General features: G+C 45.7%; 10 protein-coding genes and 7 tRNA genes. 15 read left to right on the forward strand and 2 right to left on the reverse strand.

The features are described 5' to 3' along the window. The first annotated feature begins 20 nt into the window (after nt 1–20). From B7360_RS06040 to B7360_RS06070, 7 genes are all read left to right on the forward strand, one after another. A tRNA-Met gene (locus B7360_RS06040) sits at nt 21–97 on the forward strand. 54 nt (nt 98–151) lie between these two features. After that, nucleotides 152–236, forward strand: a tRNA-Leu gene (locus tag B7360_RS06045). Nucleotides 237–258: 22 nt separating this feature from the next. Further along, nucleotides 259–335: transfer RNA gene (locus B7360_RS06050), tRNA-Met, on the forward strand. 46 nt (nt 336–381) lie between these two features. Beyond that, nucleotides 382–466 (forward strand) — tRNA-Leu (locus B7360_RS06055). A 29-nt stretch (nt 467–495) separates the two neighbouring features. Beyond that, nucleotides 496–580 (forward strand) — tRNA-Leu (locus B7360_RS06060). Nucleotides 581–630: 50 nt separating this feature from the next. Continuing rightward, nucleotides 631–705 (forward strand) — tRNA-Gln (locus B7360_RS06065). Between the two features lie 53 nt (nt 706–758). Then, a tRNA-Leu gene (locus B7360_RS06070) sits at nt 759–843 on the forward strand. Between the two features lie 135 nt (nt 844–978). On the opposite strand, the gene B7360_RS06075 is transcribed toward B7360_RS06070, so the two are convergent. Further along, nucleotides 979–2,157, reverse strand: coding sequence for a 2-octaprenyl-3-methyl-6-methoxy-1,4-benzoquinol hydroxylase (locus tag B7360_RS06075; RefSeq protein WP_085342955.1), 1,179 nt, complete (start codon nt 2,155–2,157; stop codon nt 979–981). 257 nt (nt 2,158–2,414) lie between these two features. Here B7360_RS06075 and miaB point away from each other — a divergent pair, with 257 nt between their 5' ends. From miaB to lnt, 5 genes are all read left to right on the forward strand, one after another. Then, nucleotides 2,415–3,839, forward strand: coding sequence for a tRNA (N6-isopentenyl adenosine(37)-C2)-methylthiotransferase MiaB (gene miaB, locus B7360_RS06080; RefSeq protein WP_005391310.1), 1,425 nt, complete (start codon nt 2,415–2,417; stop codon nt 3,837–3,839). 73 nt (nt 3,840–3,912) lie between these two features. Next, a complete protein-coding gene (locus B7360_RS06085) occupies nt 3,913–5,010 on the forward strand; it encodes a PhoH family protein (RefSeq protein WP_005373033.1) in 1,098 nt (365 codons plus the stop codon). 2 nt (nt 5,011–5,012) lie between these two features. Continuing rightward, nucleotides 5,013–5,477 carry an rRNA maturation RNase YbeY gene (gene ybeY / locus B7360_RS06090; RefSeq protein WP_005391311.1) on the forward strand — a complete coding sequence of 155 codons (465 nt, stop codon included), beginning with the start codon at nt 5,013–5,015 and terminating at the stop codon, nt 5,475–5,477. A gap of 105 nt (nt 5,478–5,582) precedes the next feature. Further along, nucleotides 5,583–6,482, forward strand: a complete 900-nt coding sequence (gene corC / locus B7360_RS06095) for a CNNM family magnesium/cobalt transport protein CorC (protein ID WP_005384118.1) — start codon at nt 5,583–5,585, stop codon at nt 6,480–6,482. A 33-nt stretch (nt 6,483–6,515) separates the two neighbouring features. Beyond that, on the forward strand, nt 6,516–8,051 hold the full coding sequence (gene lnt, locus B7360_RS06100; protein ID WP_085342957.1) for an apolipoprotein N-acyltransferase: 1,536 nt from the start codon (nt 6,516–6,518) through the stop codon (nt 8,049–8,051). A gap of 229 nt (nt 8,052–8,280) precedes the next feature. Here the strand turns inward: lnt and B7360_RS06105 are convergent, their stop codons facing one another. Beyond that, nucleotides 8,281–8,751, reverse strand: coding sequence for a zinc ribbon-containing protein (locus B7360_RS06105; RefSeq protein WP_005373024.1), 471 nt, complete (start codon nt 8,749–8,751; stop codon nt 8,281–8,283). A gap of 153 nt (nt 8,752–8,904) precedes the next feature. Here B7360_RS06105 and leuS point away from each other — a divergent pair, with 153 nt between their 5' ends. From leuS to holA, 3 genes are all read left to right on the forward strand, one after another. Continuing rightward, the gene (gene leuS / locus B7360_RS06110; protein ID WP_085342958.1) at nt 8,905–11,478 is read left to right on the forward strand and encodes a leucine--tRNA ligase; all 2,574 of its coding nucleotides are present in this window, start codon (nt 8,905–8,907) and stop codon (nt 11,476–11,478) included. 152 nt (nt 11,479–11,630) lie between these two features. Then, entirely contained in the window at nt 11,631–12,170 is a 540-nt protein-coding gene (gene lptE, locus B7360_RS06115; protein ID WP_085342960.1) for an LPS assembly lipoprotein LptE, read from the forward strand. 5 nt (nt 12,171–12,175) lie between these two features. Continuing rightward, the gene (gene holA / locus B7360_RS06120) at nt 12,176–13,195 is read left to right on the forward strand and encodes a DNA polymerase III subunit delta (protein WP_085342962.1); all 1,020 of its coding nucleotides are present in this window, start codon (nt 12,176–12,178) and stop codon (nt 13,193–13,195) included. Nucleotides 13,196–13,280: the final 85 nt, after the last annotated feature.

Genomic DNA, 13,280 nt, shown 5'->3' on the forward strand with positions numbered 1-13,280 from the left:
CTTGATCAAAAATTTAAAATGGCTACGTAGCTCAGCTGGTTAGAGCACATCACTCATAATGATGGGGTCACAGGTTCGAATCCCGTCGTAGCCACCATAAACAACGTTATTTAGGTTTTTACTAATTACCTTGATAACTATAGAATAAGTTGCGGAAGTGGCGGAATTGGTAGACGCACCAGATTTAGGTTCTGGCGCCGCAAGGTGTGAGAGTTCAAGTCTCTCCTTCCGCACCATTCTTGATCAAAAGTTTAAAATGGCTACGTAGCTCAGCTGGTTAGAGCACATCACTCATAATGATGGGGTCACAGGTTCGAATCCCGTCGTAGCCACCATTGATTGGATTGCTAGCATAAGCTATCAGTCACGTAGATTTAAGATGCGGAAGTGGCGGAATTGGTAGACGCACCAGATTTAGGTTCTGGCGCCGCAAGGTGTGAGAGTTCAAGTCTCTCCTTCCGCACCATCTTAAATTAATCTACACTATCAGAATACGCGGAAGTGGCGGAATTGGTAGACGCACCAGATTTAGGTTCTGGCGCCGTAAGGTGTGAGAGTTCAAGTCTCTCCTTCCGCACCATTCTTTCTCTCGATAAGAGAGGTTAAGTAGTCTTTGACTATTTACGCTGTAGGGCTATCGCCAAGCGGTAAGGCAGCGGCTTTTGATGCCGCCATTCCCTGGTTCGAATCCAGGTAGCCCTGCCATACACAACGATATTGAGATTTTACCAATTATCTTGATATCTACAGATCAAGTTGCGGAAGTGGCGGAATTGGTAGACGCACCAGATTTAGGTTCTGGCGCCGCAAGGTGTGAGAGTTCAAGTCTCTCCTTCCGCACCATTATCGGAAAACCCAGCATGATTTTGCTGGGTTTTTTCTTTTTTTGGTTCTGGACTCGGGAAATCATTAGATTTGCCGAATTAAAAAAGCGAGCTCATGGATCGCTTTTTTTCTATCTGTGGATTGAGTAACTTACTACATACCTAAAGCGTATTTCAGTACTTGAGCCTTGATCGGTCCTGAGTTTTCAGCAAACTTCAATGCAGCATTACGTACAAACTTCAATGGCCCAAGGTCGTTGCTAAAACCTTTATAGAAAAAGTCCATGCCAGTCTGCATGAGTAAGTTGTCAGGTCGACGTGCACGTTCGTATTTCGCGAGTAAGGCATCTTCCAGCTGTTCTTGGTGTTCTGTTACCGAAAGGAGAACGTCTACATCTTTGAAGCCTAAGTTTACCCCTTGCCCTGCAAGCGGATTGATCGTATGAGCAGAGTCACCTACTAATACGCAATTTTTGCTTGAGTAGCTTTGCGCATGACGACGAGTGAGTGGGAATGAGCCAAACTGTAAAACTTCAATATCGCCCAATTCAACAGGGAAATGACGTAAGATTTCTTCCCTTAGTTGAGGTTTACCCATCGCACACAGTTGTTTAATGCGTTTTGGCGAGTCATACCAAACCAACGAACCTTGGCCTACTTCTTGACCGTCTTCATTAGTCAAAGAGCACAAAGGTAAAAATGAACGCGGGCCTGAAGGAGTAAATTGTTGCCAAGTGATATCTTGCTGTGGCAATTCTGTTTTCACGTTAATCAACATGCAGTGTTGTCGGTAATCCCACGCAGTCACACCAATTCCAGCCAATTGACGAACTTTAGAGTTTGCACCATCAGCACCAATTACCCAGTTAGCTTCAAACTGCACCCCACTTTCTAGTGTCACAAGGTTTACATCTGCAAACTCAATGTCTTTTAATCGCTCGGGACACATCACGGTTAGATTGTCATACTGAGAGAAGACTTGCCAAAGACCTAATTGGATTAGGCGGTTTTCAACGATATAACCTAGCTGCTCCAATGACAGTTCATCAGAGTGAAAACGAGCACGGCACTCCGGGTGCTCCCAAGTTTCTAAACGCCGATAAGGGCAAACTCGCATACTTTTAATTTCTGACCATGCGCCGAGTGAATCAAGTAACTCCACCGACTGGTGCGAAATCGCAGATACGCGAATATCCATCGCCTGAGCGGCATCAAAAGCTTTGGGTTTTGCACCTTCAACCAAGACAACGCTTCTGCCCTGCTTGGCAAATCCAACAGCGACGGCTGCCCCAACCATACCGCCACCGATCACGGCGATGTCATACTTGTTCATTTTTTACTCTTCATCGTGCTGATTAATTGGCGTTTTTTATTGTACTTTCCATGGCTATTTTTACAAAATTGTTTAACAAAAAACCTTGTTCTGCATAGGGCGAAAAACTAGATTTCATCAGGCTTTGCAGAGAATTAGCCAGATCACTAGTCAGGTGCTTTTTAAAGCAGTACAATACGCCGCTTACCGCCGTGATGGCGGCTATAATTTGAGCAATAGCTCTCCAATTTAAGTACAACTGAACGAGCGAAAGTGAGATGAGTAAGAAACTGCTAATTAAAACCTGGGGCTGCCAGATGAACGAATACGATTCATCAAAAATGGCCGACCTGCTTAATGCTGCAAACGGCTACGAGCTGACGGAAGAGCCAGAGGAAGCAGACGTACTTCTACTTAACACCTGTTCGATCCGTGAAAAAGCGCAAGAGAAAGTTTTCCACCAGCTAGGCCGTTGGAAAACACTAAAAGATAAAAAACCTGGCGTAGTTATCGGTGTAGGTGGTTGTGTAGCAACGCAAGAAGGTGACCATATTCGTGAACGTGCACCATACGTCGACGTTATTTTTGGCCCACAAACTCTGCACCGCCTACCTGAGATGATCAAACAATCTCAGTCGGATGACGCACCAGTTATGGACATTTCGTTCCCAGAGATCGAAAAGTTCGACCGCCTACCAGAGCCTCGTGCGGAAGGCGCGACAGCATTCGTTTCTATTATGGAAGGCTGCTCGAAGTACTGTACTTACTGTGTCGTACCGTACACTCGTGGTGAAGAAGTAAGCCGTCCAATGGATGATGTGCTGTTCGAAATCGCACAGCTTGCTGAACAAGGCGTACGTGAAGTAAACCTACTGGGTCAAAACGTAAACGCGTACCGCGGTCCAACACACGACGGTGAAATCTGTTCATTTGCAGAACTGCTTCGTTTGGTTGCGTCTATCGATGGTATCGACCGTATTCGTTTCACAACGAGCCACCCGCTAGAATTCACTGACGACATCATCGCGGTTTACGAAGATACGCCAGAGCTTGTGAGCTTCCTGCACTTACCTGTGCAAAGTGGTAGTGACCGTATCCTAACTATGATGAAACGCCCTCACACCGCTATCGAGTACAAGTCGATCATCCGTAAACTGCGTAAAGCTCGTCCTGATATTCAAATCAGTTCAGACTTTATTGTTGGTTTCCCTGGTGAGACAGACAAAGACTTCCAAGACACAATGAAGCTAATCAAAGATGTAGACTTTGACATGAGCTTCAGCTTCATCTTCTCTCCACGTCCAGGTACGCCAGCAGCGGATTACCCTTGTGATGTATCAGAACAAGTGAAGAAAGAGCGCCTTTACGAACTACAGCAAACTATCAATGCTCAAGCGATGCGTTACTCTCGCTTAATGCTTGGCACAGAACAACGTGTTCTAGTTGAAGGTCCTTCGAAGAAAAACCTAATGGAACTACGCGCTCGTACAGAAAACAACCGTGTAGTAAACTTTGAAGGTAGTGCAGACCTAATTGGTCAGTTCGTTGATGTGAAGATCGTAGACGTATTTGCGAACTCACTGCGTGGTGAGCTAGTACGTACTGAAAAAGACATGGATCTTCGTAGTGTGATTTCCCCAACGCAGATGATGGCGAAAACACGTCGCGAAGATGAGCTGGGTGTAGCTACTTTTACGCCATAAGCTCGTATAAATAGCCATGGAGAGCCTGGTCGTTATCAGGCTCTCATTAAGTGGCAAAAAATGAGAGGCAACATTGAGTAATAAAATCGTAACTCTAGAAATTAACCTAGAACCTTCCGACAACCGCCGACTTGCTAGCCTGTGCGGTCCATTCGATGACAACATCAAGCATTTAGAACGTCGTCTAGGCGTTGAAATTAACCACCGTAGTGACCATTTTACAATTGTCGGTAAACCTCATACCGCATCAGCTGCGCTGGATATCCTGAAAACTCTGTATGTTGATACCGCACCTGTACGAGGTGAGATCCCAGACATTGAGCCTGAACAGATCCATTTAGCGATTAAAGAGTCTGGTGTTCTTGAGCAGAATACTGAGTCTAATATCGAGCATGGTAAAGAAGTCTTCGTCAAAACCAAGAAAGGTGTGATCAAACCACGTACGCCAAACCAAGCGCAGTACTTGGTTAATATGGTCACGCATGATATTTCTTTTGGTATTGGCCCAGCTGGTACAGGTAAAACTTATCTTGCCGTTGCTGCAGCAGTTGACGCACTAGAGCGCCAAGAGATCCGTCGTATTCTATTGACGCGCCCTGCGGTTGAAGCCGGTGAGAAACTGGGCTTCCTACCTGGTGACTTAAGCCAGAAAGTCGACCCATACCTACGTCCGCTATACGATGCCCTATTTGAAATGTTGGGCTTTGAGCGCGTAGAGAAGCTGATTGAACGTAACGTGATTGAGGTAGCCCCTCTTGCTTACATGCGTGGTCGTACTCTAAACGACGCTTTCATCATTCTTGATGAGAGTCAGAACACCACGGTTGAGCAGATGAAGATGTTCCTAACGCGTATTGGTTTTAACTCTCGCGCAGTTATCACTGGTGACGTCACGCAAATCGACTTACCTCGTGGTGCAAAATCAGGTCTTCGTCATGCTATTGAAGTATTAAGCGAAGTCGACGACATCAGCTTTAACTTCTTCTTAGCAGACGACGTTGTACGTCACCCAGTGGTTGCTCGTATCGTTAACGCGTATGAGAAGTGGGAAGCACAAGACCAGAAAGAGCGTAAAGAGTTCGAGAAGCGTCGTCGTGAAGAACGCGATGCGAAGTTACTAGAAGCAGCAAAAGCTGAACTGAATGCACAAGTTGCTTCCACTAAGGAATAATCATGGCGATTGAACTTGATCTGCAACTGGCAGTCGAAAATGAAGAAGGGCTGCCTTCGCAGCAAGATTTCCAATTGTGGCTAGATAAGACGATTCCTCTCTTCCAGCCACAAGCCGAAGTGACCATTCGCATTGTGGATGAACAAGAAAGTCACACGCTTAACCATGAGTATCGTGGTAAAGATAAACCGACTAATGTGCTGTCTTTTCCATTTGAAGCTCCTCCGGGTATGGAAATAGATTTACTTGGCGACTTAATTATTTGCCGCCAAGTCGTTGAAAAAGAGGCAATTGAACAGAACAAGCCTCTGTTAGCACATTGGGCGCATATGGTTGTACATGGCAGCTTGCATCTGCTAGGTTATGATCATATTGAGGATGACGAAGCCGAAGAGATGGAGTCCCTCGAAACCGAAATCATGCAAGGTATGGGCTATGAAGACCCTTACATTGCTGAAAAAGAGTAGCCATTGGCTATTCAGCAGGGAAAGGCGAACCACCAAAATGATTCTCGTGTTCGCCTCTCTATGTGTGCTATCACACTTCTGATAGCGTTACTTAATTGAGAAACAATGAACGAAGATAATTCTCCCTCTTCTAACGAAGATAAGAAAGAAAAGGCAGAAGGTCCGAGTAGAAAGTCCTTCTTTGAACGTCTAGGTCAATTATTTCAGGGCGAACCAAAAGATCGCCAAGAGCTTGTGGATGTTATCCGTGACTCTGAAGTCAATGACCTGATTGACCATGACACCCGCGATATGCTTGAAGGTGTTATGGAAATCTCCGAAATGCGCGTGCGTGACATTATGATCCCGCGTTCGCAAATGGTTACGGTTGAGCGTACTCACGACCTTGATACCTTGGTTGCCTTGATTACCGATGCTCAACACTCTCGCTACCCTGTGATCAGCGAAGATAAAGACCATGTGGAAGGCATTCTTCTTGCGAAGGACTTACTTAAATACTTAGGCTCAGGCAGTAATCCATTTGATATCGAAGAAGTTATTCGACCAGCCGTTGTGGTACCGGAAAGTAAACGCGTTGATCGACTGCTGAAAGAGTTCCGTGAAGAACGTTATCATATGGCCATTGTTGTCGATGAATTCGGTGGTGTTTCTGGTCTTGTGACCATTGAAGATATCCTTGAAGAAATCGTCGGGGATATCGAAGATGAATTCGATGAAAGCGAAGAGACAGACATTCGTAAGCTTAGCAAGCATACGTTTGCTGTCAGAGCGCTGACAACCATCGAAGAGTTTAATGAGACATTTGGAACTAACTTCAGCGATGAGGAAGTAGATACCGTTGGTGGCATGGTCATGACTGCCTTTGGTCACTTACCTTCTCGTGGTGAACTGGTTGAAATTGAAGGTTACAACTTCAAAGTCACCGCTGCCGATAACCGTCGTGTCATTCAACTCCAAGTGACGATCCCAGACGAAGAAACCCTGGTTGAAGCCACTCAAGAGTAACGCGATACCCATTGGGAATCTCAGAAAATTATAATGATGAATGAACTCTTTCATCGCCTCAAGCGGCCCTTAGTGGCCGCTTTTGTTGGCGCCTCTACTACGCTCGCTTTTGCACCTTACCAGTTGTGGCCTGTTGCCATTCTTAGCCCAGCTATTCTACTGATTCTTCTTGCTAACCAAACACCGAAACGCGCACTGTGGATTGGCTATGCTTGGGGGTTAGGTCAATTTGCAACTGGCGTTAGCTGGGTGTACGTCAGTATCTCCGGCTTTGGTGGCATGCCACTGATTGCTAATTTATTTTTAATGGGCTTGCTTGTCGCCTACTTGGCTGTTTATTCCGGCTTATTTGCTTGGCTCAACAACAAACTCTTTCCTCAATTTACGCTCACAAAAGCGCTTCTCGCTGCGCCCGCTTTATGGCTAATCAGCGATTGGTTGCGTGGTTGGGTGATGACCGGCTTCCCGTGGCTATGGCTAGGCTACAGCCAGATTGATGCTCCACTAGCAAGCTTTGCGCCTATCGGTGGCGTGGAACTGCTCACTCTGTTTATCCTTATTAGTGCGGGGGCATTAGCCTATGCTTGGGTTCATAAACAGTGGCTGATGGTGATTATTCCTGCGGTATTACTCAGCACAGGCTTTGGGATTCGAAACTACGATTGGGTAACACCTCGGCCAGAAGACACGACTAAGCTCGCGCTGATTCAAGGTAACGTTGACCAAAACCTTAAGTGGCTGCCAAGCCAACGTTGGCCAACCATCATGAAATACGCCGATCTCACTCGTGAAAACTGGGACGCTGATATTATCGTCTGGCCAGAAGCTGCAATTCCTGCTTTTGAAATTGAAGTGCCTTCATTTTTGAGCAATATTGACAGCGCAGCAAAAATGAATAATAGCGCAATCATCACTGGTGTCGTCAACCAAGCTGAGGATCGACAGTTCTACAACAGTATTCTGTCCCTTGGCATCACACCATACGGTGACTACAGTTTCGACTTGAGCGAACGCTACCATAAGCATCACCTATTACCGTTTGGTGAGTTTGTTCCATTTGAGGATATTCTGCGCCCATTAGCGCCATTCTTTAACTTGCCGATGTCGTCGTTTAGCCGTGGGGCTTTTGTGCAGCCCAACATCGTTGCGAATGGCATGCACATGGCACCAGCGCTTTGCTATGAGATCATCTTTAATGAGCAAGTGCGTCAAAATGTGACTGACGAAACAGACTTCATTCTAACGCTTTCGAACGATGCATGGTTTGGTCACTCTATCGGTCCTCTTCAGCATATGGAGATCGCCCGTATGCGTGCCTTAGAATTAGGTAAACCGCTCATCCGCTCGACTAACAACGGATTAACAGCGGTAACCGATCACGAGGGTAAAATCGTTGAGCAAGTACCGCAGTTTGAAACTGCAGTACTGCGCGCAGAGCTCACCCCAACCGATGGGAAAACGCCATATCGAATCGTTGGTACTTGGCCATTGTATATTTGGGTTGGGTTAAGTTTAGCGCTGGCTTTCGGCTTAAGAAGAAAACAGAGTTATACCAATCACAGTAAATAAGTGATCAGAAATAGCGTAGGAAAAATGCTTGAGAACAAGGCAAAAATTTTCGATAAGTAGTTATTCTACAATCAAAATTCTTAACGCAGTTATCGAGTATTTTAACAAGCTAGAATGACCAGTTATTTACTACGATTGGTATTAAGAACAGCTTGAAAGTAGAAAAGACCAAAAAGAGGCGACCAAGCCTCTTTTTTATTCATTACATTATACAGTCGTTACGCGCCATTTATGGCTTTAATGACTGGCGAGTAAAGCCTTTGTGACCACATTTAATACACGGAATGATTACAGTTGGGTGGTTATACGTTGTCTTGTGACCACACTCATCACAGACCAAAGTACCTAAGCCTATCACCTCTCCTGCTTCATATAGCCCTTGATGCTCTAAGTCATCGAACAACTCAACCCACTCAACTTTAGTTCGGTCTGTTATCTCTAACAGCCCTTGCCATATCGAATCCGCAATCGTTAAGTAAAACGGTCCGCTTTTGCTATCCTCGTAACTCTCTGAAAACTCTTTTAAGTCTGCTTTAAGGTACGCTTTGATTAAAGCCAATTCATCTTTGGTCAAGTCATTAGCAGCATCCACCACTTTGCCCGACGTCTCAATCGCTTTGTTAACTTCTTCCGGACTGTGCTTCAAGGTTTCAATCACATCCTCGAGCATTTCCTCATAACCTGTTTTACGTTTAGGCATAACTGACCTCCATCTTTCTCCTACCTGCGTCACTTAAGGGCGCATGGGTACAGATTGGCTATTGTTGTGATCCCTAGCTTTAGGTATTCTATGACGATCTATTTAAGTCTGTTCTAACCGAACTCACAAATTCCAAGATAACGGATACCATCGATGCAAGAACAATACAACCCACAAGATATTGAACAAAAAGTTCAAAAGCACTGGGATGACAACAAAACCTTTGTTGTAAGTGAAGACCCAAATAAAGAAAAATTCTACTGTCTATCCATGTTCCCATACCCAAGTGGTCGACTGCACATGGGTCACGTGCGCAACTACACTATCGGTGATGTAGTATCTCGTTTCCAACGCCTACAAGGCAAAAACGTGATGCAACCAATCGGTTGGGACGCATTCGGTCTACCTGCAGAAAACGCAGCAGTAAAAAACAAAACTGCGCCAGCACCTTGGACTTACGAAAACATCGAATACATGAAGAACCAACTTAAGCTTCTAGGCTTTGGTTACGATTGGAACCGTGAATTCGCAACATGTACACCGGAGTACTACCGCTGGGAACAAGAGTTCTTCACTAAACTTTACGAGAAAGGTTTAGTTTACAAAAAGACGTCTTCTGTTAACTGGTGTCCTAACGACCAAACTGTTCTTGCAAACGAGCAGGTTGAAGACGGTTGTTGCTGGCGTTGTGATACGCCTGTAGAGCAAAAAGAAATCCCTCAATGGTTCATCAAAATCACTGAGTACGCTCAAGAGCTACTAGACGACCTAGACAAGCTTGAAGGTTGGCCTGAAATGGTGAAAACCATGCAGCGCAACTGGATTGGCCGCTCTGAAGGCGTTGAGCTGAAGTTTGAAGTTAAGGGTCAACAAGACCTAGAAGTTTACACGACACGTCCAGATACGCTAATGGGTGTGACTTACGTGGGCATCGCAGCCGGCCACCCTCTTGCAGCTCTTGCTGCAGAGAACAACCCAGAGCTTGCAGCGTTTATCGACGAATGTAAGAACAACAAGGTTGCAGAAGCTGAGCTAGCGACAATGGAGAAGAAAGGTATGGCTACTGGCCTTACTGCTATTCATCCATTGAACGGCCGTGAAGTACCAGTATACGTAGCAAACTTCGTATTGATGGACTACGGTACAGGCGCGGTAATGGCAGTACCTGCGCATGACCAACGTGACTACGAGTTCGCAACGAAGTACGGTCTAGACATCGTGCCAGTTATCAAGCCTGCTGATGGCAGCGAGCTAGACATCTCTGAAGCAGCATACACTGAGAAAGGCGTACTATTCGATTCTGGTGAGTTCGACGGCCTAGAATTCCAAGCGGCGTTCGATGCAATTGCAGCAAAGCTAGAAGCAGAAGGCAAAGGCACTAAGACTGTAAACTTCCGTCTACGCGACTGGGGTGTATCTCGTCAACGTTACTGGGGCGCACCAATCCCAATGGTAACGACTGAAGACGGTGAAGTTCACCCAGTACCCGCTGACCAACTACCAGTGATTCTTCCAGAAGACGTGGTAATGGACGGCGTAACCAGCCCAATCAAAGCAGATAAAGAATGGGCGAAGACCACATTCAACGGCGAACCTGCTCTACGTGAGACAGATACGTTCGATACGTTCATGGAATCTTCTTGGTACTACGCGCGTTACTGTTCACCGCAAGCAGACGACATCCTAGATCCAGAAAAAGCAAACTACTGGCTACCAGTAGACCAGTACATCGGCGGTATCGAGCACGCTTGTATGCACCTACTGTACTCACGCTTCTTCCACAAGTTGCTACGTGACGCGGGCTATGTAACGTCTGACGAACCGTTCAAGCAGCTACTGTGTCAAGGCATGGTACTGGCAGACGCGTTCTACTTCGAGAACGAGAAAGGCGGTAAAGAGTGGGTAGCTCCAACAGACGTAGCCGTTGAACGTGATGGTAAAGGCCGCATTACTTCTGCTAAAGACACTGAAGGTCGCGATGTAACGCACTCAGGCATGATCAAGATGTCTAAGTCTAAGAACAACGGTATCGACCCTCAAGAAATGGTAGACAAGTACGGCGCTGACACAGTACGCCTATTCATGATGTTCGCGTCTCCAGCGGACATGACACTTGAATGGCAAGAGTCTGGCGTAGAAGGTGCGAACCGCTTCCTAAAACGTGTTTGGAAACTAGTGAAAGAGCACACAGCGAAAGGCGCAGCAGAAACAGTAGATACCGCAGCGCTTTCTGGTGATCAAAAAGCACTTCGCCGTGACGTTCACAAAACTATCGCGAAAGTGACGGACGATATCGCTCGTCGTCAAACATTCAACACCGCGATCGCAGCGATCATGGAGCTGATGAACAAACTAGCGAAAGCGCCTCAAGAATCTGTGCAAGATCGTGCAATTCTTGACGAAGCACTGAAAGCTATTGTTGTCATGCTTTACCCTATCACTCCGCATATCTCATACGAGCTATGGGCAGCACTAGGTGAAACAGACATTGATAACGCGGCATGGCCGACGTTTGACGAAAAAGCGCTAGTTGAAGACGAAAAAACTATCGTTGTTCAAGTTAACGGTAAGCTACGTGCGAAGCTAACAGTCCCAGCGGATATCTCTAAAGACGATATCGAACAGCTTGGTCTAAACGACGAAAACGTGGTTAAGTTCACTGATGGCCTGACTATTCGTAAAGTCATTTACGTTCCAGGTAAACTGCTGAACATCGTTGCAAACTAATCACAGCTTGCAATTTGTCTCTGTTTAGCGAACTTATTTGTTAACCAAGAGTCATTAAACAGGGTAGTTCGCTACCCTGTTTATTTACCTCAAACCATTCACATGAGTGGTTTAAGGTAAATAACCCCTTCAATTTAGGATGAATACAATCAATGCGCTTTTTCTCTTTGATTAAACTACCAGTGGTATTGGTATTAGCGGGGCTTCTTTCTGCCTGTGGTTTTCACCTTCGCGGCGAGTATTCCGTACCGGAAGGGCTGCACACTATGTCTTTCTCCAGCTACGATGAATACAGTGAATTGACTCGCTATGTACGCTCTCAACTCGAACTGAACAAAGTTGAACTTGTTCAACCATCATCGACTGTACCCAACCTTCATTTGACGGAAGCGACTATCGATGAGCGTACACTGTCTCTGTATCAAAATAGCCGTGCAGCAGAAAAAGAGCTGACATACGTAGTAAAATACCGTGTGACGATTCCTGGCTATGGCTCTAAAAACTTTACGACAACAGTAAACCGCAACTACCTAGACAACCCGTTAACGGCACTTGCAAAATCTGTTGAACGTGACGTAATTGAAGACGAGATGCGCTTGCAAGCTGCAAAACAGATGATGCGCCAGTTGGGTCGTATTCGCGCCGAATATGAAGCTGGACAAATCTCTGAGCCAGCGAATACAAACTCTTAATCACTATGCGAATTTATGCCGATAAATTAACGGATCATTTAACTAAACACGTTAAACAAGTTTACCTAATCTTTGGGAATGAGCCGTTACTGATTCAAGAGAGCCGCCAAGCAATCCAAAAGGCAGCGTTTCAACAAGGTTTTGAGGAAAAACACCGTTTTGCGGTAGACGCAAGCATCGACTGGAATCAAGTTTACGATTGCTTCCAAGCGATGAGCCTGTTCTCAAACCGTCAATTGATCGAGCTTGAAATCCCAGAAAGTGGCGTGACAACCGCCGTCAGCAAAGAGCTGCAAACACTGTGTGATATGCTGCATGATGACATCATGCTCGCCATTGTTGGTAGCAAACTGACCAAAGCCCAAGAAAATGCGAAATGGTTCAAAGCATTAAGCTCAAAAGGCGACTGGGTAAGCTGTTTGTCGCCAGATCTACAACGCTTACCTATGTTCATTCAGGCACGTTGCCGCACGTTGGGCCTAAAACCCGATCAACAATCACTGCAAATGTTGGCTCAATGGCATGAAGGTAACCTGTTTGCATTGTCACAAAGCTTAGAGAAATTGGCCCTACTCTACCCGGATGGTGAGCTGACCATCATACGTTTAGAGGAAGCCCTAAGTCGCCATAATCACTTTACTACGTTTAACTGGATCGACGCCTTACTGGCAGGTAAAGCAAACCGTGCACAACGTATTCTTCGCCAACTTGAGGCGGAAGGGGTCGAGACCGTGATCTTGATTCGAAGTGTACAAAAAGAGTTGAGCCAACTTTTAAATATGCATCAAGACTTAACTCAAATGGGAATGAACCAGGTATTTGAGAAATATCGAGTTTGGCAAAACAAGCGTCCACTCTATAACGCAGCACTGACCCGCTTATCGGCGAGTCGTATTTGTGCATTGCTCTCCTTGTTGGCTCAAGCAGAGATAAAAGCCAAAACTCAATATGACGAGTCTGTATGGCCAACTATTCATCAGTTGAGCTTAGAAACCTGCTCTCCTGATATTAAGCTGGCAATTTAAAAATCAAAGCGTGATATAGTGCGCGACCTGTTTTGCAAGCAAGAATGTAAAACACTGTAGAGATAAGAGACAAACCGAGGAAAAC

Origin of the sequence: Vibrio sp. ArtGut-C1, assembly GCF_002105475.1 — a bacterium.
GTDB lineage: Bacteria > Pseudomonadota > Gammaproteobacteria > Enterobacterales > Vibrionaceae > Vibrio > Vibrio diabolicus.

What these genes read in the sequence shown, in the direction of transcription:
- holA (WP_085342962.1), top strand. Translation starts at nt 12,176, where the DNA reads ATGCGAATTTATGCCGATAAATTAACGGATCATTTAACTAAACACGTT.
- B7360_RS06105 (WP_005373024.1), bottom strand. Translation starts at nt 8,751, where the DNA reads ATGCCTAAACGTAAAACAGGTTATGAGGAAATGCTCGAGGATGTGATT.
- lptE (WP_085342960.1), top strand. Translation starts at nt 11,631, where the DNA reads ATGCGCTTTTTCTCTTTGATTAAACTACCAGTGGTATTGGTATTAGCG.
- leuS (WP_085342958.1), top strand. Translation starts at nt 8,905, where the DNA reads ATGCAAGAACAATACAACCCACAAGATATTGAACAAAAAGTTCAAAAG.
- lnt (WP_085342957.1), top strand. Translation starts at nt 6,516, where the DNA reads ATGATGAATGAACTCTTTCATCGCCTCAAGCGGCCCTTAGTGGCCGCT.
- B7360_RS06075 (WP_085342955.1), bottom strand. Translation starts at nt 2,157, where the DNA reads ATGAACAAGTATGACATCGCCGTGATCGGTGGCGGTATGGTTGGGGCA.
- miaB (WP_005391310.1), top strand. Translation starts at nt 2,415, where the DNA reads ATGAGTAAGAAACTGCTAATTAAAACCTGGGGCTGCCAGATGAACGAA.
- ybeY (WP_005391311.1), top strand. Translation starts at nt 5,013, where the DNA reads ATGGCGATTGAACTTGATCTGCAACTGGCAGTCGAAAATGAAGAAGGG.
- corC (WP_005384118.1), top strand. Translation starts at nt 5,583, where the DNA reads ATGAACGAAGATAATTCTCCCTCTTCTAACGAAGATAAGAAAGAAAAG.